The sequence below is a fragment of the Deltaproteobacteria bacterium genome, from assembly GCA_026712905.1.
GTDB lineage: Bacteria > Desulfobacterota > Binatia > UBA9968 > JAJDTQ01 > JAJDTQ01.
Genome location: JAPOPM010000126.1, coordinates 26496 through 47496, shown reverse-complemented (window position 1 = coordinate 47496; position 21001 = coordinate 26496). Strand labels below are relative to the sequence as shown.

The window sequence follows — 21001 nt, the reverse complement described above, 5'->3', positions numbered from 1 at the left end:
TCCCGGAGAACCACCCGCTGGCCCTCGGCATGATGGGCCGGTACGGCCAGCCGGTGGCCAACAGCGTGATTCAGGAAGCGGACACGATCCTCGTGGGGGGCTCCCGGCTGGCCCCCGACGCCACCCCCAGCGAGCGGCTCATCGCCCGCGACCGGCCGCCGCAGTTGCCTCAACCCGGCCTTGGCACCGCCGGAGGGCGCCACCGCCACGGGATAGGACCAGCCGGCGTTCCTGGGTTCGATGTCGATCTGGATCAGCGTCTGCCGGTCGCTGTCGATGAGCAACTCGCTGTTGGTGTCGTTGGGGGCCAGCCGGGAACCCACCACCAGGATCGTGTCCGCTTCCTGAATCACGCTGTTGGCCACCGGCTGCCCGTACCGGCCCATCATGCCGAGGGCCAGCGGGTGGTTCTCCGGGAAAGCGCTCTTGCCGTTGTAGGTCGTGGCCACCGGGCTTTCCAGCAGCTCGGCCATGGCCGCCAGCTCATCGTAGGCCTTCGCCGCATGGACGCCGTTGCCGGCGATGATGACGGGGCGCTCGGCCGCCTCCAGCAGCTCGATGGCCGAAATCAGCTCCGCCACCGCCGGCATGGTCGCGTCCCCCTGGAGCCAGTGCTTGGTGTGGTGGACCCGCGGTGGCTTGTCCGGATCCAGCTCGCCCGCGATGGCCGCCTGGCGCATGATCACCGCGGTGGGCCCGTGGCGCCCCGTGGTGGCGTGCTTGATGGCCATCTGAAGGCCCAGCACCGCTTCCTTGGGGGTGGCGGCGAGAACGGAGAACTTGGTAATGCCGGAGAACAGGTTCCTCAGGTCGAACCCGCCATAGTGCCCCCAGCCGCTGGCGTTCCTGGGGTTCAGCGAGAAATCGCCGCCCTCGGTGGTATCCGCCAGCACCACCATGGGCGAGCCCGCCAAGTGCGCCTCCAGGGTGCCGAATATCGCGTTGGTGCCGACAAACGCCCCCTGGCCGAGGACCACTCCCGGCTTGCCCGTCAGGCGCCCGTACATGTCGGCCATGACCGAGGCCGCCTGCTCGTGCCGGACCAGAATCGGACGCACCCGGTCCGCGTAGTGGGACAGCGAATCGAATATGCGCATGGCGCTGCCGCCGGGTATGCCGAAAACGAAATCCACCCGCGCCTCGGCGAGGACCTCGCAAATCTTCTGGTGCGCCTTGACCATAAGCTTCTCCTGGCCCGCGAGGCCCTCTCGGGATTGTCTCTTGTGTGCGGCGCGTACCTGGTCCGGGCCGCGCCGGTTTCATGCGTCACAGGATGTCTTCATATCTGCGCCGTCCGTGCACGACTCTGTACACGCGGACCTGAGATCGAAGAACCTTGTGAAGCACAAGATATTCACTATGTCGCAGATAGCGGTAGCCGGAGGCCTTGAGAACCGCATCCCTGGGAATTCGTCCACGCTCCGGGAACTCTCCGAGACCGGAGATCAGAGCGAGCAGGGCGTTGATCACGTCCTCGGCCGCCGTGGGATTGTCCCGCGCAATGTATTGCTGAATTTCGAGGAGATCCAATTGGGCGCGACGAAGAACGCGGATCCGTCGCGTCATCCGCGCGCCTCGCGGAGAAGGGCTGCCAAGGCCTTCACACCGATACCCCGGTCTCCGTGACGCAAATCCTCTTCAGCCGCGTTCAACAACTCGTAAAGCTTGAGCCGCGACTGATCCCGTTCGTAGGCCGCCGCACTCATCACCACCAGCTCACTCTCGCCGTTTTTCGTAATGAAGACCGGCTCTCCGGATTCATGGCAGAGTTTCGAGATTTCAGGGGCCTTGTTGCGCAGATCCGAAATAGGGCGAATGGTGGGCATGGCTGATCCTCCGCACGGAAAGGCTCTGAGAAAGATCCTATCAGAATTCTGATAATCTGCAACGTGGAACGGTCTCTGGGTCGGATCGTTCCCGGCCGTGGCGCACCGTGATCACGCCAGCAGGTCTCCATGGCGCGACGCGGGCACGCCCTCGATAGCTTGGCCGGGGAGAGCCCAGCGACGTTCCAGCAGGCGCACGCCGCGCACGATCAGGAGGGTCAGCACGAGGTAGATCAACCCCGCCAGCGTAAAAAACTCCACCGCCGGGTAGGTGCGCGCGATGAGTGTGCGGGCCAGGCCGGCCCCCGGAGCCACCATCTCGGGGAGGTCCGCATGACGGCCATGGGCAAGGCCAGCGCGGTCCCCGCCGCCATCGCCACTACGGTCAGTTGGACCCGGCCAGCGCCAGAGCCGCGGTCACCAGCGCACCCGCGGCAAGTTGGGCGCCGAAGCCGAGCAGCACCGGCGCGTGCCCGTTCATCCGGGCCGCCTGTGGCCGTTCGCGCTCTCGGTGCGGTGACGCCCGTTAGCGGCGGGCATCGCTAATAGATGCTGAAGGGGAAGTAGCGCGCGTTGATCTTCGCGTAGGTGCCGTCGGCGAGGATGGCGGCCAGCGCGGTGTTGAGCCTTTGCCGCAGCGCGTCGTCCTTCTTGCGCACCGCGATACCGATGCCCTCGTCCAGGTCGTAGGCGTCGCCCACCAGCATGAAACCCGCGCCAGCCTTGGTCTTGAGCCATTCGTGCAGCACCAGGCCGTCGGCGAAGATGGCGTCGAGCCTGCGGGCGCTCAGGTCGAGGTACGCGTTGGTCTGCGTGTCGTAGAGTTTGATCTCGGCGCCGCCGGCATTCTTCTCCAGCCAGCTCGCGGACACGGTGGCGCGCTGGGCGCCGATGGTCTTGCCGGCGAGGTTCCCGGGGTCGAATCCGCCCTCCTTGGCCGCCACGAAGCGCACCTTGTTGCTGTAATACTTGTCCGTGAAGCCGACCACCTTCTTGCGCTCGGTGGTGATGGACATGCTCGCCACGATGGCGTCGTACTTCCCGGCCAGGAGCGCCGGGATGATGCCGTCCCAGTCCTGCGCCACCAGCTTGCACTCGACCTTCAAGCGCTCGCACAGCGCCAGCGCGATGTCGATGTCGAAGCCCTTGAGCTGCCCGGACGGGTCGACGACGTTGAACGGCGGATAGGCGCCTTCGCTGCCGATGCGGAGCGGGTTGGGCACGCCGTCTTCCGCACTCGCCGGCGGGCTGCTCAGAAGCAGTGACGCGACAAGTACGGCTATCACATATGCGACAGGCCGGTTCATGGGTCCTCCAATCCGCGTGTGACGGGTCGTGCACGCGGTGCCCCGACGATGGGTGCAGCGTTTCCGGTCCCGAGTTTGACTCGGTAATGCGCGCGGCGTCAAGTGGGCCGAACGTACGGGTACCGCTTGCCGGTGCGCCAATCCTCTCTCCTGCCTTGATTCGCCACACACCGTTCGAAGGAGGACGCCCGCCGTTGTTGCTCAACCGGCCCGGACTTGGTTTACTCGACGGATGGAATTGGCGGCTTCAGCGGCACGGCGATGCGCACGGCTCATGTTGTGCTGTCTCTCCCTGGCCGTGCTCGTGGGAGTCCTCTCGATATCCACCGCCTCCGCGGGCGAAGGACGGCTGCAGCTTGCCTACCGGGCTTACTTTGCCGGCGTCCGCGCGGCCAACCTCGATCTCGGCGTCGAATTCGACGCCGCGTCTTATGACCCGGACGCCGCCGCGTTCGATCTCGATGCGTCGGCGTATGCCGTGCGGGTGCGTTTGAAGACCACCGGCTTGGTCAAGACACTCACTCGTTTGAAGACCACGGCTTATTCGCACGGTGCGCTCGTTGCCGGGGACATCGTGCCGGTTCGGGCGGGCTACAGCAGCAAGCGGTGGCGCAAGAAGCGCTTGGTCGAGCTTGGCTTCGACGGGGGAACGCCGAGCGTTCTGCGAATGAAGCCACGTCGGAAAGCCGGGAACTCGCCAGCGGTGGCCCCGGCCGAGCTCAAGGGCGCCCTGGACCCCGCGGGCGCCTTGCTTGCGGTTCTCTCTCGGCTTGACGGTGGCAAGGGATGCGAGCTGCGCATCCCGGTATTTACCGGCCGCCGTCTCTACGAGCTTGTGGGTGAAGCCCGCGGAACCGCGCGGCTCAAGGCCAGCCAATACTCTCCCTTTGCCGGACCCACGGTGACGTGTCGCCTTCGGCTCGAGAGGAAGGCGGGTTTCAAACGGGAAACCGGCCGCCGCCGGGATCGCCACCACACCGACGTGAAGCTTCACGTGGCGCGGGTATTCGATGAAATGCCGCCGGTACCGGTCCGCTTCGCCGGCGACACCGGTTACGGTTCGCTTACCGCGTATCTTCACAGGGCGAAACTGGACGGGGGCGGCCTGAAGCGGGAGTTTGGTCCACGTCCCGGAAGGAAACGCAGGCGCTAGTGTCGGGAGGTCGTACGAGAACTATAGCCCTGTCGGGTTGCTTCGCGGCACTTCTGCTGCTGGCCGTCGGTGTGGGCGCCTTCGGCGCCGACCGCAATTTCTCGCAGTATCCCGGTTTCGCCGAGTACTTTGCGGCGAACCCCCCCGCGCCGGCCGCGGGCCCGGCGGATCAAGCGCTGGCCCGACGGCACGCGCCGCGCTTCCATCTGCCGGTGGGCCACGAGGGCCCCATCGACTTCTACCGGGATTACATCGCCCACGGTTACCTGGTGACCGGAGACGGCGTCCGAATCGACGGTCCCACGCCCGCCGACCTGAACCGCTACCGGGACGACGTCCGCGCCGAGTTCACGCACGTGCCCGGCGACGTCCAACCGCGTCCCGTGGTCTACGCGGCGGTGGAGCGCACCGGCCTGTGGGCGCCGGGTAAAGACGGACAGGCGCCCGAAGCGTTCACCGTCGTCACCTACCACCTGGTCTTCCGTGTCAGCGGTCTGCCCGCCGCGCTGCCCCAGGCGTTCGCCCTCCCGCTACGGCTGGTGGCGGACCTGGACGACTGGCATCAGCTCGACCACTACACCGCCGCGTTCGTGGTGCTGGACGCGGCCGGGCGCCCGGTGGCCCTCACGCTGCAGCAGCACAACTACCTGCGCACCTACCTGGTGGGAGAGTCGGTGGAGTTGGGACCCGACGGACGCTTCGACATCGACGTCGCCATCCGCTCCAACGAGCTTTACCCGCACGTGCCCGGCCGGACCGTGCGGCGTGCGGTGCGGTTCCTGGACTTCGAAGCCAGGGCCTTCATGATGGGTTTCGGCGAGCGCCCGACCATGTCCGCCGACGACATTACCGATCCGGACCGCACCGTCGACTACGAGATGGAGTTCCAGCCCGGCACCGACGCCTTCTACGCCTTCCACGGCTTCCTGGGCGAACGCCGCCGCCTCCCCGGCCGCGACGGCCCGCCCGGCGCGCGTTACAACACCCGCCCGCAACTCAAGCCGCTGCCCGCCCAGGTCCTCGACGGCTACTGGCGCGACGGCAACCAAGGCGATTGGGCACGTTACCAGCGCAGCCGGGCGAACGGCGCCGGCCGGGCCGGCTTCGCCCGCGCCCAGGTGGGGGTTTTCCACCACAACCTGGCGTGCCTGCGCCGCGGACGGAAAGGCTGTACGCTTCGGTAGCCTGGCGGGTGTGGTTGCGGGTTCATTATGTCGGATTGTCTCGACCAGTCTGACCGGTTATGATGTCGTATGTCTATCACCTACTCGGCATATGACGCTAAAGCGCGGTTCTCCGAGGTTCTCAGGCAGGTGCGCGACGGGAAAACCGTTACGGTTTCCTACCGGGGGAAGCCCGTGGCCGAGATTCGCGCGATCCGCGAGTCACGCGAGACAATCGAAGCACGGCTCGATGACCTGGAACGGCAAGGAATCTTGATCAGGTCATCTGGACCCAGGAAACCCCTGAGGTCGGTGGTACGCCGCCCAGGGGCTCTCAAGCGGTTTCTCGCGGAGCGCGGCGAATGACCGTCGCTTACGTCGATACCTCCGCGCTCGTCGCCGTTGCCTTCGATGAACGTGGCGGTGCCACTTGTGCCCGAAGGCTGGACTCGTTTCTCCGTCTCGTATCCTCGAACCTCCTCGAAGCCGAGTTGCGTGCCGTATTCGCTCGCGAACGACGGCGATTCGCTTCCGACCTCGTCTCGGACATCGAATGGATCCTGCCGGACCGGCGGCTGACCCGCGAGTTCGAGGCCGTGGTCGAGGCCGGCTACTTGCGAGGCGCCGACCTGTGGCATGTCGCGACGGCGCTTTACGTCGCGCCAGTGCCAAGTACTATCTCGTTCATCACCTTGGACTCTCGACAGCGGGCGGTTGCTTCCGCATTGGGGTTTGACGTCTAGCAAATGAGCCCAGTCGTCTTTCGTACCCTGAATCCCAGCGAGCGCAACTTTCGGTGGTCCCGGTTGCGACCCCTGCGGGTCGCTGAAATTCCCCGGCGATGCCATAGACGGTAGGTTTCCGGAGAGACTGCCCCATAGGAACCTGCTTTGCTCCGCCGCTTGGTGGGGACCACCCGGTCATGGTGCTCATCAGGCTGATCGTCTTCGCGTTGATCCAGTCCGCACGACACCGAGAGCCTTCAGCGGTCGTTCCTGTCATACCATCGCTCCCCGCCGAACGCGGCCTTGAGATCATCCCGTTCGAGCACCCCGGCCATCCCGTCATGGTAGCTGCCGGAGAACCGTCCCGTGATCACGCCCTCATCGCCGGCGATGCTGACCAGGGTGTCTTCACGAACGGCTACCGTGTAGTCGAGGTCCCCATCTCCCCACCGGTTGCCGGTGCCCGGCGCTCCCGGTTCCGCGGTCCAGGATTCCAGATTCCTGAACACAAGCTCTCCATGCAGAGTCTCGGTATCTAACTCCAGGGAGGCTTCCCCCACCACTGCCCGATTGGTCGGCGTGAATCCCACCAGATGGCCGGCCCAGAACGCCACACCGGAACCGTCGCTGTCGTAGGGGGCGCCACGGGAGGGGCTGACGCCCTGCGTCCACGGTTGTATTAGGCCGTTTCGCGCTGAGACGCCGAATATGACGGGTAACAAAGCAGTTTCGCACTCCGCGGTTATGGGGCACGGGACTGCGAATTCGCCCACCAGATTCCTTGATTCCTCCGACCAAGGCCCAAGTCGCTCATGCATCTGATCTGTAGTTGTACCGGGTCCAAGCCATCCGTACACCGCGAGCAACGCTTCGCGATCCAGGGGGTGGAGCACATACAAAGGACTTCGTTCAGGTGGCTCGTTCATGATCGTGTTGGGAAACTGCGTGCCGTCCAGTAGGTTGCGGCCGAGCGTGTGCAGGATTTCGCGAAAAAGGACGGGATCACGTCGTCGATACCGATTCCCTAGACGTCCAACGTCCATCCAGATATGACCCGACACGATATCCGAGCCATCCGGAGAATAGAACCGCCGCACAAGACTGCCGGCCTCCGGTTCGAACGCGTGCTCCGGCGGCCATTCCTCACGTGGTTGGAACTCGACCACAATTTGACCATCCGGCGGTCGCACGGCGTTCGTTGCCGCTGGGTGCGAGGCGAACCGCAACTGCCAACTATCCGGCAGTGAAGCGTTGATCGTCTGAACTGCCGAGAGCGTTTCCCTGACGAGATACGGCTCAGTGCCCTCGGCGACGACAACGGTAGGCGGCTCCAGGCCGAAACGCCGAATACGGCCATGGGCGCCGGCATCATGGGCGAGATATTCCGCGGTCCGGCCAGTACCGTCTTGAATCGTTCCATACGACAGATACAAGGAGTAACCCGAACTATGGAAAGTCTCCAGTGACTCCACCCACAGTGAGTCGAAGTCCCGGTATATCGGCCCGACGCCTACATACGTACCGGCGACTGGGGGCTGAAGCGCAGGGTTGCTCTCGACCTCGATGTGACTGGTACCTCCGGAAGTCGTCCCGCAGGCCACGAGGAACAGTACCAGAGGCAAACAAAAAGGCAGCGTCGGGAAACGCACTTGGACCCCCTTCCGTACGCAATCGGCCTACTTCGCCTGGTGGTGCCTGGTGGACGAGGACCGGTGAATGACTCCCAGGTGGCTTTCGTCGAGTTGCCCACGACCGGCAGCGATCTCCGCCTCTGGAGCCATGCGCCCGAAGACTCGAACTCACACTCGCGAAGTCTGAAGAAGCCAGTCCATCCTGTCAATGGCAACCGAAAACTGCACACTTTTGGCAATCGAAAACTGCACAGTTCCGAGAAGGGCGTCAGTGCAGATCTGAAGCTCTTCGGTTGGTTCCGGTTGGGCGAGAGGGCTTGGACGGAGGGCGCGTAGCGACTGGAGTCCAACCCCTCTCGCGTGCCGGAACGGCAGGACCTGGTGTTCATAGCGCAACCCCTTGGGGGGGCTGCTCGGATGCGGGCCGTACGAGGTTCCGGTGCTCGCGCATCCTGTAGCTGTTGCCGCGGATGTTGACGATGTGGCAGTGGTGCAGCAGCCGGTCGATGAGGGCGGCGACCATGACCTCGTCACCGAGGACACTGCCCCAGTCCTCGAAGCCAGCCGGGTGGGGGTGATGGTGACGTAGTGCTAGGTAAGCTGTTCCAAACCCATGCCCCTCTACGCCTGAAGCGCCGTCGCCACCACCAAGTACAGCGTCGTTCCCAGCAAGTCGTTGAACGCCGTCACCAGCGGGCCGGCGGCGACGGCGGGGTCGCGGTTGAGCCTGTAGAAGATGATGGGCTGGACGGTGCCCACGCAGGCGGCGGTGGTGACGGAGATGACCATGCCGATGAACACGGCGAGGGAGAGCTTGAGGATGTCGGGGGTGCCCATGTTGATGAGGTAGCTGGCGGCGGCGGTGATCAGGCCGCAGCTCGCGCCCAGGACCAGGCCGGTGGCGGCTTCGTAGAGGATGACCGAGAGGACGCGCTGGAGCGAGAGGGTGCCGAGGGCGATGGCGCGCACCACCAGCGTGGAGGACTGGAGCCCCACGGCGCCGGCGGTGGCGATGATCACCGGCAGGAACGCGGCCAGGAGCGCCATCTTCTCGAAGGTTTCGACGAAGACCTTGGAGATCACCAGGGCCACCACGAGCCCCAGCAGCACCGTCGTCATCACCCACGCGAAGCGTTCGCCCACGCGCTTGAACACGGAGTCGCGCGCCAGGTTGATGGACTCGCTCTCTACGCCGGCGATGGCGTAGATGTCCTTGCTGGCCTCCTCTTCGATGACGTCCACGACGTCGTCGATGGTGACGCGGCCCACGAGCCGGTCCTGGTCGTCGACCACGGGAACCGTGACGAAGTCGTACTTCTGCAGGACCCGGGCGACCTCGTCCTGCGGCATCGCCACGGGAACGGAGATTACCGGCCGCTCCATGATGTGGGCGACGGATTCGTCCGGGCGCGCCAGCACCAGGTTGCTGAGAGGCAGGATGCCGGTGACGCGCCGCTCCATGTTCACCACGAAGACGTCGTGGACCTCGGGCACGTCGTCCTGCGCGCGCCGGATCAGGCCGATGGCCTGCTCCACGGTGGCGTACTGCGGCACCGACACGTACTCCGTCTGCATGATGCCGCCGGCGCTGTCCGGCGGGTGGTCCAGCAGGTCGCCGATTTCCTCCGCCAGCTCCGACGGCATCTCCGCCAGGACCGTGGGGGTACGCTCCTCCGGCAGGGTCTCGATCAGGTCCGCGGCATCGTCGGTGTCCAGTTCCTCCACGAGCCCGGCCAGTTCCCGGTCCGAGAGGTCCGCCACCAGTTCGTCGCGCACCTCCGGCGGGACGAGGCTCAGGACAGCGGAGGCGGTCTCGTGGGACAGTAGCCCGAATACCCGTTGTCGCACCCGCGGTTCGTCGAGTTGATCCAGCAGCTCCGCGATGTCGGCGGGGTGGAAGTCGGCCAGGAGCCGGCGTACGTCGTCGTAGCGGCCCAGCCCGGTCCACATGACGATGTTCTCAAGCGCCACTTCGCGCGGCAACGGGCTCGCGGATGCATCCACGGGCACTCGCGGTACTTCTGGAGTCGAATGCTGCATCTCTGTTCAAGGGACCGCGAAATGGCCGCCGAGGCCGGTCTCGTTCACTCCTCCAGCGCCCGGTTGGCGCCGCGCGGGGAGCCCAGCACGGAGTAGGTCTCTTCCTGGGATCGTACCCCCGCTTCGCCGTTCCGGGGAATCCGCTCCGAAGTGCCGTCGGGCAGGATGTTCCATGCCTTGGTGTTGTCGCGCAGTTGCAGGGAAAGCACCTCGTCGATGGTCTTTTGCAGTCCGGGCTCCAGCACCGGGAAGGCCACCTCGACGCGGCGGTCGAGGTTGCGCGGCATCCAGTCGGCGGACGCCAGGAAGTAATCCGGGTCGCCATCATGGTTCCATATCCGACACAGGTTAAGGTCGCATTAAATGTCTTGCTATCGCCGCGGCCAAAACGCAAGGCATGGGGTCCAAGCGGCCGACAAGCTCGCCTGGATCAGCCGAGCCAGGACTTGCATCGACCGAGACGGAAACCCCTGACGGCCTTTGCACGCACGCAGGCCGTCGCGTCTCGTAACGGAACATCAACGAACACTTCGCTTTTCCGACGCAACCGCGTCATCTCATGAACACACGGAGACGTTAGCCTTTCCACTGGGAATTCAAAATCGACGGACCGGGATTGTCTTCCCCGGTTCGAACCACTCAGGAGGTGGCAACGTGTCGAACTCGACGGGAACAGTGCCGCGGTATTTCCGGACGGTCTGGCTCTCCGACATCCATCTGGGTTTCCGTGGCTGCAGCGCCGCGTCCCTGCTCGCTTTCCTGCGTTCCGTGGAATGCGAGTTTCTCTACCTTGTGGGTGACATCATCGACATATGGTCCGTGCGCAAACGGCCCTTCTGGCCCCAGGACCACAACAACGTTCTACGAACGATCCTCGGCAAGGCCAAGTACGGCACCAAGGTGATCTACGTGCCGGGGAATCACGACGAAATGCTGCGTGACTACGACGGCATGGCCTTCGGCAACATCCGGATCAAGGACCGGGTCGTGCACCGGAAGGCCGACGGCAAGCGGTTCCTGGTCATCCACGGCGACCAGTTCGACAGCGTTGTGCGTTCCTCCAGGGCCATCGCGCTCCTGGGCAGTCATGCGTACGACCTGCTGCTGGCCGTCAATACGCGGCTCAATGTGGCGCGGCGCAGGGTAGGGCTGCCCTACTGGTCGCTGGCCGGCGCCATCAAGCACAAGGTCAAGAATGCCGTGCGCTACATCAGCAACTTCGAGGCGGCGGTGGCGTTCGAGGCGGCGCGCCTGGGCGTGGACGGAGTCATCTGCGGACACATCCACCGGGCTCAGATCGTTTCCTTGAACGACATCACCTATTGCAACTGCGGCGACTGGGTGGAGAGCAACAGCGCTCTGGTGGAGCACGAGGATGGACGGCTGGAGTTGTTGGAATGGCAGGACACTCACCGTATCGCCTACGGCGTGCAGGACGTGGACCCCGCTTCCGTAGCGCTGCTCACCGGCAAGGGCGACGCCCACCACCGCAACGGAGCGGTTGGCGGGCCTGGTAGTGCGCACTCTCTCCTCCACCGATAGCGCACGGCTAGAACCGGATGAGTACGTCATTCCCCCGAAAGCGGGAATCCAGGTGGGGCGGAGGCGGGGGAGGGGGACGCGGTGGCGTCTTTCCAGAAGCCTGGCTCGATGGGCTCCATCAGCGACACGAACCGCCGGGTCCACTCCAGCCAGGTGTGCTGCCGGGCGTAGGCCACGCAGTCGGCGGGATCAAGGTCGAGTGCGCCGAGAACGGCGGCGCGAAGGTCCCGGTCCAGCACGCCGGTCGTGCCGTTCCGTACCACGTCCAACGGTCCGCTGACCGGAAACGCCGCCACCGGAACGCCGCAGGCCATGGCCTCCAGCATGACGAGCCCGAAGGTGTCCGTCAGGCTCGGGAAGACGAACACGTCGGCGGCGGCCACATGCGCCGCCAGCTCCTCGTCCAGCTTCTGGCCGACGAACCGGACGTCCGGATAACGCGAGCGCAGCCTTTGCAGATCCGGGCCGTCTCCCACCACGTACTTGGTGCCGGGGAGGTCCAGATCCAGGAAAGCCTCGATGTTCTTTTCCACCGCCACGCGCCCCATGTACATGGACACTGGCCGCGGGCCCGGCAGGAAGGACTTGGGTGCGGGCTTGAACAGGTCGGCGTCGACGCCCCTTGCCCAAATGGCGAGGTTGTCGAAGCCGTTTCGACGCAAATGCCCGGCCAGGGAACGCGTCGCCACGAGGGTTCGAGCTGCGCGGCCGTGGTACTTGCGGAGAACACGGTAGGACCAGCTCACCGGAATAGGAAGGCGCGCACGTATGTATTCGGGAAAAAGCGTGTGGACGCACGTGGTGAAAGGGATACCGAGGCGGCAGCAGAAGGAGCGCGCCGCGTGTCCGATGGGTCCCTCGGTGGAAATGTGCACGGCCTCGGGCTTGAATTCCCGCAGGATGCGCCGGACTCCGCGGCCGGGGAGTAGAGCCAGCCGAATGGAGGGATAGGTGGGGCAGGGGAAAGTGGCGAAATCCAGCGGCGTCACGAAGCGCGTTTCGTGCCCTAGCCTCTCCAGGTGTGCGCGGGTCTGCTGCAACGTGCGTACCACGCCGTTGACCTGCGGCTCCCAAGCGTCGGTGATCAGTGCGATCTTCATCGCTGTAGCCACAGGTTAGCGCGTCATCGTTAAGGAATGATGAAGAACGGGTGAACCGTCGCTCGTTGCCGCGGGCGCCGGGACTGTAGTAGCGTGGACCGGTGCAAGAGCATCGAAACACCGCGGGAACAATGAGACCGATGCACAACGGTGACGAGCCTTCCTGGCGCAAGGATGCCGCTAGCCTCTCGGCGCCAGGCAGGCGTTGAGGATGGCGCCGTGGAGGTCCACGGCGGTGCGCCCGCAGTAGTCGAGGTCGTAGCCGGTGCGCACTTCGATGCCGCCCTCCAGCAGGCGCCGCAGCACCAGGCGGCGGAAGCTGCCGTGGCCCATGACGCCGTCTGCGTGCTCCTTGAGGTCGGCTTCCTCGTGGGTGGAGAAGTAGATGGCCTGCTCGGGGGTGAGGCCGTAGTGGGTGGTGAGCGCCTTGAAGCAGTCAGCCGACCAGTAGCCGGTCTGCTCTTCGGTGGCCCCGGCCGCGTAGAACTCGGCCACGGTGCCTTCCCAGAGGATCGTGCGCTTGAAGTCTATCTTGGCGCGAAACTCGGCCAGCATGGGCTCCAGGTAAACCTCGTCCTCGTCGATTCCCAACGCCTTGGCCGTCTCCAGCACCACGTGAATGTGTCCGGGCGGCTCGGGATGGAGGAGCTCATCGGCGAGTTTGCGCGCCATGGGCGCCATGAGGTCGCGATTGCGACGGAAGAAGGCGATGTGCTTGTGGTAGGACGCCGCCTCCACCGTGTTGATCTCGATGGTGTACGAAGCCCAGTTCTTGAAGAACGTCCGCAGCGCGGCGCGCGGCAGGCTCCCCTCCATGAGCTGAATCATGAACGGCGAGCCGGTCACCCGCTCGCGCCACCGTTGTGCCACCTTGCGATAGTGTTCGTCCACGTGAGCCCTGGCTTCGCCGGGACTCATGGCCGGGATGATCATGGGTGTTCCGCTCCTTTCAGCTACGGCACGGAAGCACCAGGGTGCACCGTCCGGTCAGGATCTGCCGTTCCTCCTGGTTGGCGCCCTCCAACTCGCACGCGATCCGCGGATCGGCGGGGTCATCGCTTTTCTCAACCGCCCGCACGGCGAACCGCATGGTGTCGCCCTCGAAGGTCGAGTAGGTGTGCCGGATGCCGAGCTTGCGCAGCCGGCCGCGGGGACCCAGCCAATCGGTCAGCATGCGCATCAGCAGGGCCTGCCGGTAGGCGCCGCTGGCGATGAAGGTGCGCAGGCCGGCGTGCTCGCGCACCCAGTCGCGGTCGTAGTGGAGTTGCTGCGTGTTCTCCTGCAGGCCGGCCCAGCGCACGGTGTCGATGATGGTGAGGGGACCGTACTCGCGCGCCACCAGCTCCGTGCCGGGTTGGACATCCTCGAAGAATCGTTGCTCGGCCATGGGTGTCTTCGCGCCGGTCATGCCGGTCATTCCTCACCGCGCTTGCGCCCTACTCCTGGACCGCGCCTGTCTCCACCATTGCCCGGCGGTCCGCGTCGGAGTAGCCCAGTTCGGCCAGGATCTCGCCGTTGTGCTGTCCCAGGGTCGGCGCCGGTCCCATCTCCTGTCCCCGGACGCGGGCGACCGCCCCGCGCGGGAACGGGATGCGGCCGAACCGCGGATCGTCCGCTTCGGCGAGGTAGCCGCGCGCGATGAGCTGCGCGTCCCGGGTCAGGTCCAGCGGCGTCGACACCGGCGATGACGGGAACCGGCGCCGCTGCCCCTCCTCGACGATCTCCGACTTGGTGAACTGTTTAGACCAGGCCAGCACCCGGTCCATGATGAAATCCTTCTTCTCCCGTTGCGCGTCGTCCGACCCCAGCGAAGAGTCGGCCATGAGCTCGGGGTCCCGGACCCATTCCACGAACTTCTCCCAGCGGCCGGGCCGGTTGATCTGGCTCACCACCCAGTGGCCGTCCTTGCACGGCAGCGCCCCGGAGACGGCCGTAATGGTGCCCCGGTTGCCGCGCCGCTCGGTGCGTGTCCCCGAGAACGTGTACTCGACCATGGCCTGCTCGACGAAGGTCTCCAGGCAATCCTGCATGGCGACGCGCACGCGCTGCCCCTTCCCGGTGCTTTGCAGTACGCGGAGCGCGGCGGCCGTGGCGACGGCCGCGTGAATGCCGGTGGCCAGATAGACGATGTGCCCGCCCATGAGCGTGGGCCGGCCGTCGCGGTGTCCGGTGAGGGAGAGCAGCCCCGAGCGGGCGTAGGCGCACAGCTCGTCCTCTGCCTCCTCGATATCGGTCCATACGATATCCGCCTTCGGCGCGTCGTCCTCGTCGACCGGCAGCGACCGGCTCGTCACCACGGCATCGGCCGTTCGCAGCAGCTCCAGGAACAACCGCCATCCGGCGGCGGAGTCGAGGTTGACGGAAAGGCTCCGCTTGCCGGCGTTCAGGAAATGGTGAAAGGCGCCGTGTTCCAGCCCGGACGCATCCCCCAGGAACGGACCGATGCGGCGCATGGCGTCGCCGCCGGGAGAATCGATGCGGATGACGTCGTGTCCGGACTCCGCGAGCAGCCGCGCGGCGTAGGCGCCCGCCAATGATCCGAGATCAATCACTCTCCCCACAAGCTCACTCCCTTGCCTGCCGTTCCCGGAAGAGCGCCACCGTGTGGCGTCGCGCGAACACCAGGCCGCCCTCGGCGTTGCGCACCTCCTCCAACTGCGTGACGTAAATCCCCGCGCCCATCCTGCCCTGGCGCGCCGTGATGTCCACGATGTGGCTCTGGCAGGTAAGCGGCTCGCCCAGGAGCACGGGCTGCAACCACTCGGTCTCGCTGCCGGCGTTGCGCACGTTGGTGTAGGCCGCGGGCACGGGAAGCTGCCGGCGCACGTCGAAGGATGACGCCTTCCCCTCGGGCTCCTTGATGCTGAAGGGCGTCCATCCCACCAGGATGGGCGGCAGAAGACGGCCGCCGTAGCCCGCCGAGCGGGCGAAGTCGTCGTCGAGCCACAGCGGGTTCGCGTCGCCGGTGGCGTCCACGTAACGGCGGACGTCCGACGCGCTCAACGTCTCCAGCGCGCGCACCGGGCCTTTCCGGCCGATGCAGCGGCGCAGTTCATCGGAGACGATGGTTTCGGGGGCGTCGCTCACTATACCAAGGCTCCCGTGCCGGCCAGCTCCGCCAACTCGCTTTCCGGGAGGGCCAGCCATTCCCGCAGCACCTCGCGCGTGTGTTGTCCCAGACACGGGGCGGGCGTTGCCGCCGGCAGGGCGCTTTCCGAGAACTCGAAGGGCAGCGCCGTCGTCAGCATGGAACCCACCCTGGGCTCGGCCATGCGCTTGTAGGCCCTGGACGGCGAACCATCTTCCACCAAGTCCTGGACCCGCCGCATGCGCGCGGCAGGGACGCCGGCCCGCCGCAACCGGGTCTCCACGTCGGCGCTCTCGAGCCCGCGGGTCCACGCCTCGATGCGCGTGTCGATCTCGTCGTGATGGCGCTGCCGCTCCTCCACCGTGGCGAAGCGGGCGTCGCCCGCCAGGCCCGCGTCCGGGACCGTCTCCGCCACCGCCTCGGCCAGCGCGCGCCATTGCGCATCGTCGTGGACGCTCACGGCGCACCACTGGTCAACGCCCGCGCACTGGTACACGCCCCGCGGCGCGCAGCGGTCCGAACGGTTGCCCATGCGCTCCGGGCTCCGCCCCTGCACGGCGCTGAACAGCAGGAGCGGCGCGATCATCGAGACGCTGCACTCGAACTGGCCCATGTCCAGGTGGATGCCGTGGCCGGTCGTTTCCCGCTCGGTCAGCGCGCCGATGACCGCGTAGCAGGTGTGAAGCCCGCCGATGTAGTCGTTCCAGGAGTTCGAGATGGCGGTGGGCGGGTCGCCCTCGGCGCCGGTGACCTGCATGAGCCCGGCGGCGCCCTGGAGGTTCATGTTCATGCTGGTCCAGTCGCGCCGCGGACCGCTGTGGCCGTAGCCCGACATGCTGGCGAACACCAGCCGCGGGTTGGCCGACCTGAGCGACTCGTATCCCAGGCCCAGGCGGTCCATGACCCCGGCGCTGAAGTTCTCCACCACCACGTCCGCGGCCTCGGCCAGGCGCCGGGCGATATCCCGGCCCGCCGGGTGCTTCAAATCGATGCTCACCGAGCGCTTGTTGCGGTTTGTGTTCAGATAGGAGGCGTGGCGCCCGTCCGAGTGCCGGTAGGACGACGGCCACGGGAAGTCCGGATGCTTGCTGCTCTCCACCCGCACCACGTCGGCGCCCAGATCCGCCAGCAGCCGCGTGCAGAACGGCGCCGCCAGCACGTGGCCGAAGTCGAGGACACGGACGCCGGACAGGGGAGGCGCATCAGGTTTCACTGTCTTCATACTCCGTTTCGTGGCTCATGCTACGCTGCGCGGAAGCGTGTTTCAAACCCGGGACCGGCTTTGACGCCGCCCCCGTCGTCCAGTCCCATCGTTGACAGCCAACCGCCCGAAACCTATATAATCGCCACCCAACGACCTCGCACACGGACCGATGCGAACCGAAAGGTTTAAGGTGAACGGAATGAATCGAATGAACGAATTCGTGGACACCCGACAGGGCCTGTTGGACCGCCAGGTCTTCTTCTCCCGGGACATCTACGAGCAGGAGATGGAGAGGATCTTCGCGCGCTGCTGGCTGTTCCTGGGCCACGAGAGCCAGATCCCCAACCCCAATGATTTCCTCGCCACCTACATGGGCGAGGACCCGGTGCTGCTGTGCCGGGGCGGGGACGGGACCATCCGCGCGTTCCTCAACATGTGCCGTCACCGGGGCAACCGGGTGTGCCGCGCCGACCGGGGCAACGCCACGTCCTTCATGTGCACCTACCACGGCTGGTGCTACGGCAACGACGGCAAGCTCATCGGCGTGCCCGGGATGAAGGAGATCTACAGCAACGAGCTGGACATGTCCCAGTGGGGCCTCGTGGAAGTGGCCCAGGTCGCCACCCACAGAAGCCTCGTCTTCGCCACCTTCGACCCGGCGGCGCCGCCGCTGCTGGACTATCTCGGCGGCCAGGACCAGGAGCTGAACTTCATGTTCGACCGCCGCGCCGGCGGCACCGAGGTCATCGGCGGCGTGCACAAATGGGTCATGAACGCGAATTGGAAGTACGCGGCGGACAACTTCTTCGGCGACGACGGCCACCACACCGTGACCCACGCCTCGGTGCGCCGGGTGCCCGTGGACAAACGCTACTACCCGCAGACCAACGACGACGCCCGACCCGACACGGACCGCGCGCTCTCCCGCGTCGCCGAGGGCCTCATCCGCGACTACCACGAGGATCACTTCGATGAGCTGGTGCGGCGCGTCGGCGCCGACATGGCGGAACGGCCCGGCCTGGTCACCACCGTCTTCCCCAACCTGTCGCCCAACTTCAGCCGCCACATGATCCGCCTGTGGCACCCCAAGGGGCCGGACAAGACCGAGATCTGGTCCTACTGCGTCGTGGACAAGGACGCGCCCGACGAGGTGAAGACCGCCATGCGCCTGCACCTCACCCAGACCTTCGGCCCGTCCGGGAACCTGGAGCAGGACGACATGAACAACTGGATCCAGTGCACCGACACCGCCCGCGGCGTGGTGGCCCGGCGCTACCCGCAGAACATCCAGGCCCATCTCGGACACGAGGACCGCTGCCCGCCCATCGGCGGCGGCCGGCGCCTGCGCGCGTTCTACGCGCGCTGGGAGATGATGATGAATGCCGGGAACTGGGCCGACGTCGACCTGGAGACCCGGTACTGGTAACGACCCCGCAAGCAACGGCGGAAGGTGCAACCCGACAAGGCGGAGGCAACGTGACCGATCACGATCTGTGGCATGAGATCAACGACTTCCTCGTGCGCGAGGCGCGGCTGCTGGACGACCGCGCGTTCGAGGAATGGCTGGAACTCTTCACCGACGACATCGTCTACTGGATGCCGGAACGGACCAATCCGTGGGAGAGCGACGACCTCACGGACACCGTCTCCAAGCCCGGCGAGCTGGCGCTCTTCGAGGAATCCAAGGAAACCCTGCGCACTCGCGTGGCCCGTCTCGCCACCGGCATGGCCTGGTCGGAAGTGCCGCCGTCGCGCACCCGTCACCTCGTCACCAACGTGCAGGTGGAACCCGGCGAGTCCGACTCGGAGTTGAGGGTGCGTTCGTATTTCATGGTGTACCGCACCCAGCTCGAGCACAGCCGGGACGTGTTCGTCGGCGAGCGCGACGACGTATTGCGCAAGGTCGGCGACCAGTGGAAGATCGCCCGCCGCACCATCGTCCTCGACCAGGCCGTGCTGCAGTCGCCCAACCTGAGCATCTTCTTTTAGGGAGCGTGGGATGAACCCGATGAACGATCTCGTGGACACCCGACAAGGGCTGCTGGACCGCCGCATCTTCGTCTCCAGGGACATCTACCAGCAGGAGCTGGAACGCATCTTCGCGCGCTGCTGGCTGTTCCTGGGCCACGAGAGCCAGATCCCCAACCCCAACGACTTCCTCGCCACCTACATGGGCGAGGACCCCGTGCTGCTGTGCCGCGGCGCCGACGGCACCGTCCGGGCGTTCCTCAACATGTGCCGCCACCGCGGCAACCGCGTGTGCCGCGCCGACCAGGGCAACGCCACCTCCTTCATGTGCACCTACCACGGCTGGTGCTACGGCAACGACGGCAAGCTCATCGGCGTGCCCGGCATGAAGGAGATCTACAGCAACGAGCTGGACATGAAGCAGTGGGGGCTCGTGGAAGTCGCTCAACTCGACGTCTACAGGGGCCTCATCTTCGCCACCTTCGATCCCAAGGCGCCGCCCTTGCTGGACTACCTCGGCGGCCAGGAGCAGGAACTGGGCGTCATGTTCGACCGCCGCGCCGGCGGCACCGAGATCATCGGCGGCGTGCACAAGTGGGTGATGAACGCCAACTGGAAGTACGCCGCCGACAACTTCTTCGGCGACGACGGCCACCACACCGTCACCCACGTGTCCGTGCGCGAGGTGCCCGTGGACGACCTGTCCTACCCCCGCACCAACGAGGAGCCCCGCCCCTATTCCGACGACATCGGCTTCACGCGGGTCGCCGGCGGCATCATCCGCGACTACCTCCTCGACCACTTCGACGAAGCCGTGCAGCGCATCGGCCCCGATCTCGCCCGGCAGGCCGGCCTCGTCACCACCGTCTTCCCCAACGTCTCCCCCAACTTCATCCGCCACATGATCCGCGTGTGGCACCCCCGCGGCCCCGAGAAGACCGAGATCTGGTCCTACTGCGTGGTCGACAAGGAAGCCCCCGCCGAGATCAAGACCGCCATGCGCCGCCACCTCACCCAGACCTTCGGCCCCAGCGGCAACCTCGAGCAGGACGACATGAACAACTGGGAGCAGTGCACCGGCACCGCCCGCGGCGTCATCGCCCGCCGCTACCCCCAGAACATCCAGGCCCACCTCGGCCACGAGGAAAAGTCCGGCGCCTTCGGCGGCGGCAAGCGCCTGCGCCGATTCTACGCCCGCTGGGCGATGATGATGGAAGCGGAGAGTTGGGGAGAGGTAAACCTGGACACGAAGTACTACTAAGGGAGCCGCTTGGCGACCTCCAATACCCGCTTGTAAACGTCGCGTTTGGCCAGCGAGAAAGTCCGGGCGACGAGCTTCGCCACCTCGTTGGCCGTGCCTCCCGCTTCCAGCAGCCTGCCGATCTCCGCCCGCAACACCTCCTCGCTCACCGGCGGCCGCTCACTCCGTCCCGCGACCACCACGACGAACTCCCCCTTCACATCCACATCATCGAGCCTCTCCGCCAGCTCCGAAAGGGTGCCCCGCAACAACTCCTCGTGCAGCTTGGTGAGCTCGCGCCCCACCATTGCCGCCCGATCGCCCAAAACATCGAACATGTCGCGCAACGCCTCCCGTATCCGGTGCGGCGCCTCGTAAAGCACCAAGGTACGGTCATCGTCCGCAAGCTGCCGCAGCACCTCCCGCCTCCGGCCCTGGCGGGCCGGCAGGAACCCCTGAAAAACGAACCGGTCCGTGGCCAGTCCGCACACGCTCAACGCCGCCGTGGCCGCCGACACCCCCGGCACCGGCGTCACCCCCACCCCCATTTCCGCCGCCGCCCGTATCAAGTGATAGCCCGGATCCGAAATGGTAGGCGTACCCGCGTCCGACACCAGGGCAATGTCCTCTCCCGCCTCCAACCGCCGCGTCAGCACCCCCGCCTTGGCCCTTTCATTCCTCTCGTGGTAGCTGGTGACCGGCGTCCCGATCTCATAACGGCTCAGCAGTTTGCGCGTATGCCGCGTATCCTCCGCCGCGATCAAATCAACCTCCCGCAACACCCGCAACGCCCGTAGCGTAATATCCTCAAGATTCCCGATCGGCGTCGCGACAACGTAAAGCATCTACCTACTCGCCCGTAGGGGACCGCGGCCACGACCGCAGTGTTCCTCGCATCGTGCCACCCCACCCCTGGATTCCCGCTTCCGCGGGAATGACGATTCGGGGAGTTCGTCGACGCCCCAATTGGCCTCGCAGATTCAAGATGCCATGGATAACGCCGCCACGCAGGGA

The 21001-nt window shown here is 65.9% G+C and carries 22 protein-coding genes and 1 pseudogene; 7 read left to right on the top strand and 16 right to left on the bottom strand.

Annotation, left to right across the window (positions count from 1 at the left end):
* The 5 genes from OXF11_10015 to OXF11_09995 all read right to left on the bottom strand — a co-directional run.
* Positions 1-1181, bottom strand: a 1181-nt coding sequence (locus OXF11_10015; protein ID MCY4487433.1) for a thiamine pyrophosphate-binding protein, incomplete at its 3' end; no start/stop codon positions are given.
* A gap of 85 nt (positions 1182-1266) precedes the next feature.
* Positions 1267-1566, bottom strand: coding sequence for a type II toxin-antitoxin system RelE/ParE family toxin (locus tag OXF11_10010; GenBank protein MCY4487432.1), 300 nt, complete (start codon positions 1564-1566; stop codon positions 1267-1269).
* Positions 1563-1826 (bottom strand): type II toxin-antitoxin system Phd/YefM family antitoxin, encoded by a 264-nt coding sequence (locus OXF11_10005; GenBank protein MCY4487431.1) that lies wholly within the window; start codon positions 1824-1826, stop codon positions 1563-1565. Before OXF11_10005 ends, OXF11_10010 begins: the two co-directional genes overlap by 4 nt.
* Positions 1827-1937: 111 nt before the next feature.
* Positions 1938-2144, bottom strand: coding sequence for a hypothetical protein (locus OXF11_10000; protein MCY4487430.1), 207 nt, complete (start codon positions 2142-2144; stop codon positions 1938-1940).
* 224 nt (positions 2145-2368) lie between these two features.
* Positions 2369-3133, bottom strand: a complete 765-nt coding sequence (locus tag OXF11_09995) for an ABC transporter substrate-binding protein (GenBank protein ID MCY4487429.1) — start codon at positions 3131-3133, stop codon at positions 2369-2371.
* Positions 3134-3407: 274 nt separating this feature from the next.
* Here OXF11_09995 and OXF11_09990 point away from each other — a divergent pair, with 274 nt between their 5' ends.
* From OXF11_09990 to OXF11_09980, 3 genes are all read left to right on the top strand, one after another.
* Complete coding sequence (locus OXF11_09990; protein ID MCY4487428.1) at positions 3408-4286, top strand: DUF3108 domain-containing protein; 879 nt, start codon at positions 3408-3410, stop codon at positions 4284-4286.
* Positions 4286-5470, top strand: coding sequence for a hypothetical protein (locus OXF11_09985; protein MCY4487427.1), 1185 nt, complete (start codon positions 4286-4288; stop codon positions 5468-5470). Before OXF11_09990 ends, OXF11_09985 begins: the two co-directional genes overlap by 1 nt.
* A gap of 341 nt (positions 5471-5811) precedes the next feature.
* Complete coding sequence (locus tag OXF11_09980; GenBank protein ID MCY4487426.1) at positions 5812-6192, top strand: type II toxin-antitoxin system VapC family toxin; 381 nt, start codon at positions 5812-5814, stop codon at positions 6190-6192.
* 239 nt (positions 6193-6431) lie between these two features.
* On the opposite strand, the gene OXF11_09975 is transcribed toward OXF11_09980, so the two are convergent.
* From OXF11_09975 to OXF11_09960, 4 genes and pseudogenes are all read right to left on the bottom strand, one after another.
* Positions 6432-7607, bottom strand: a complete 1176-nt coding sequence (locus OXF11_09975; GenBank protein MCY4487425.1) for a hypothetical protein — start codon at positions 7605-7607, stop codon at positions 6432-6434.
* A gap of 583 nt (positions 7608-8190) precedes the next feature.
* Positions 8191-8364 (bottom strand): annotated as a pseudogene (locus OXF11_09970) (ATP-binding protein).
* 62 nt (positions 8365-8426) lie between these two features.
* Positions 8427-9809, bottom strand: a complete 1383-nt coding sequence (gene mgtE / locus OXF11_09965; protein ID MCY4487424.1) for a magnesium transporter — start codon at positions 9807-9809, stop codon at positions 8427-8429.
* An 80-nt stretch (positions 9810-9889) separates the two neighbouring features.
* Positions 9890-10183, bottom strand: coding sequence for a hypothetical protein (locus OXF11_09960; GenBank protein MCY4487423.1), 294 nt, complete (start codon positions 10181-10183; stop codon positions 9890-9892).
* A 316-nt stretch (positions 10184-10499) separates the two neighbouring features.
* Here OXF11_09960 and OXF11_09955 point away from each other — a divergent pair, with 316 nt between their 5' ends.
* The gene (locus tag OXF11_09955; GenBank protein MCY4487422.1) at positions 10500-11387 is read left to right on the top strand and encodes a UDP-2,3-diacylglucosamine diphosphatase; all 888 of its coding nucleotides are present in this window, start codon (positions 10500-10502) and stop codon (positions 11385-11387) included.
* 26 nt (positions 11388-11413) lie between these two features.
* On the opposite strand, the gene OXF11_09950 is transcribed toward OXF11_09955, so the two are convergent.
* From OXF11_09950 to OXF11_09925, 6 genes are all read right to left on the bottom strand, one after another.
* Positions 11414-12487, bottom strand: a complete 1074-nt coding sequence (locus OXF11_09950) for a glycosyltransferase family 1 protein (protein ID MCY4487421.1) — start codon at positions 12485-12487, stop codon at positions 11414-11416.
* Between the two features lie 180 nt (positions 12488-12667).
* Entirely contained in the window at positions 12668-13420 is a 753-nt protein-coding gene (locus OXF11_09945; protein ID MCY4487420.1) for an iron-containing redox enzyme family protein, read from the bottom strand.
* A 16-nt stretch (positions 13421-13436) separates the two neighbouring features.
* Positions 13437-13895 (bottom strand): MaoC/PaaZ C-terminal domain-containing protein, encoded by a 459-nt coding sequence (locus OXF11_09940; GenBank protein MCY4487419.1) that lies wholly within the window; start codon positions 13893-13895, stop codon positions 13437-13439.
* 28 nt (positions 13896-13923) lie between these two features.
* Positions 13924-15048 (bottom strand): CoA transferase, encoded by a 1125-nt coding sequence (locus OXF11_09935; GenBank protein ID MCY4487418.1) that lies wholly within the window; start codon positions 15046-15048, stop codon positions 13924-13926.
* A gap of 4 nt (positions 15049-15052) precedes the next feature.
* Positions 15053-15574 (bottom strand): MaoC family dehydratase N-terminal domain-containing protein, encoded by a 522-nt coding sequence (locus tag OXF11_09930; GenBank protein MCY4487417.1) that lies wholly within the window; start codon positions 15572-15574, stop codon positions 15053-15055.
* The gene (locus tag OXF11_09925) at positions 15574-16797 is read right to left on the bottom strand and encodes a CoA transferase (protein MCY4487416.1); all 1224 of its coding nucleotides are present in this window, start codon (positions 16795-16797) and stop codon (positions 15574-15576) included. Before OXF11_09925 ends, OXF11_09930 begins: the two co-directional genes overlap by 1 nt.
* 190 nt (positions 16798-16987) lie before the next feature.
* Here OXF11_09925 and OXF11_09920 point away from each other — a divergent pair, with 190 nt between their 5' ends.
* Genes OXF11_09920 through OXF11_09910 form a run of 3 tightly spaced genes read left to right on the top strand, consistent with a single transcriptional unit; the run spans position 16988 to position 20008 of the window.
* Complete coding sequence (locus OXF11_09920) at positions 16988-18205, top strand: aromatic ring-hydroxylating dioxygenase subunit alpha (protein MCY4487415.1); 1218 nt, start codon at positions 16988-16990, stop codon at positions 18203-18205.
* Between the two features lie 50 nt (positions 18206-18255).
* A complete protein-coding gene (locus OXF11_09915; GenBank protein ID MCY4487414.1) occupies positions 18256-18768 on the top strand; it encodes a 3-phenylpropionate/cinnamic acid dioxygenase subunit beta in 513 nt (170 codons plus the stop codon).
* Positions 18769-18787: 19 nt separating this feature from the next.
* Positions 18788-20008: a Rieske 2Fe-2S domain-containing protein gene (locus OXF11_09910; protein MCY4487413.1), complete on the top strand. Its 1221-nt coding sequence runs from the start codon at positions 18788-18790 to the stop codon at positions 20006-20008.
* Here the strand turns inward: OXF11_09910 and rsmI are convergent.
* Positions 20005-20832, bottom strand: a complete 828-nt coding sequence (gene rsmI, locus OXF11_09905; GenBank protein MCY4487412.1) for a 16S rRNA (cytidine(1402)-2'-O)-methyltransferase — start codon at positions 20830-20832, stop codon at positions 20005-20007. The genes OXF11_09910 and rsmI overlap by 4 nt on opposite strands.
* Positions 20833-21001 lie beyond the last annotated feature (169 nt).

Coding starts and splice junctions, on each gene's coding strand:
- OXF11_09925 (MCY4487416.1), bottom strand. CDS start 16,797: ATGAAGACAGTGAAACCTGATGCGCCTCCCCTGTCCGGCGTCCGTGTC.
- OXF11_09940 (MCY4487419.1), bottom strand. CDS start 13,895: ATGACCGGCGCGAAGACACCCATGGCCGAGCAACGATTCTTCGAGGAT.
- OXF11_09995 (MCY4487429.1), bottom strand. CDS start 3,133: ATGAACCGGCCTGTCGCATATGTGATAGCCGTACTTGTCGCGTCACTG.
- OXF11_10005 (MCY4487431.1), bottom strand. CDS start 1,826: ATGCCCACCATTCGCCCTATTTCGGATCTGCGCAACAAGGCCCCTGAA.
- OXF11_09950 (MCY4487421.1), bottom strand. CDS start 12,487: ATGAAGATCGCACTGATCACCGACGCTTGGGAGCCGCAGGTCAACGGC.
- OXF11_09910 (MCY4487413.1), top strand. CDS start 18,788: ATGAACGATCTCGTGGACACCCGACAAGGGCTGCTGGACCGCCGCATC.
- OXF11_09980 (MCY4487426.1), top strand. CDS start 5,812: ATGACCGTCGCTTACGTCGATACCTCCGCGCTCGTCGCCGTTGCCTTC.
- OXF11_10010 (MCY4487432.1), bottom strand. CDS start 1,566: ATGACGCGACGGATCCGCGTTCTTCGTCGCGCCCAATTGGATCTCCTC.
- rsmI (MCY4487412.1), bottom strand. CDS start 20,832: ATGCTTTACGTTGTCGCGACGCCGATCGGGAATCTTGAGGATATTACG.
- OXF11_09945 (MCY4487420.1), bottom strand. CDS start 13,420: ATGATCATCCCGGCCATGAGTCCCGGCGAAGCCAGGGCTCACGTGGAC.
- OXF11_09990 (MCY4487428.1), top strand. CDS start 3,408: ATGTTGTGCTGTCTCTCCCTGGCCGTGCTCGTGGGAGTCCTCTCGATA.
- OXF11_10000 (MCY4487430.1), bottom strand. CDS start 2,144: ATGGTGGCTCCGGGGGCCGGCCTGGCCCGCACACTCATCGCGCGCACC.
- OXF11_09920 (MCY4487415.1), top strand. CDS start 16,988: ATGAACGAATTCGTGGACACCCGACAGGGCCTGTTGGACCGCCAGGTC.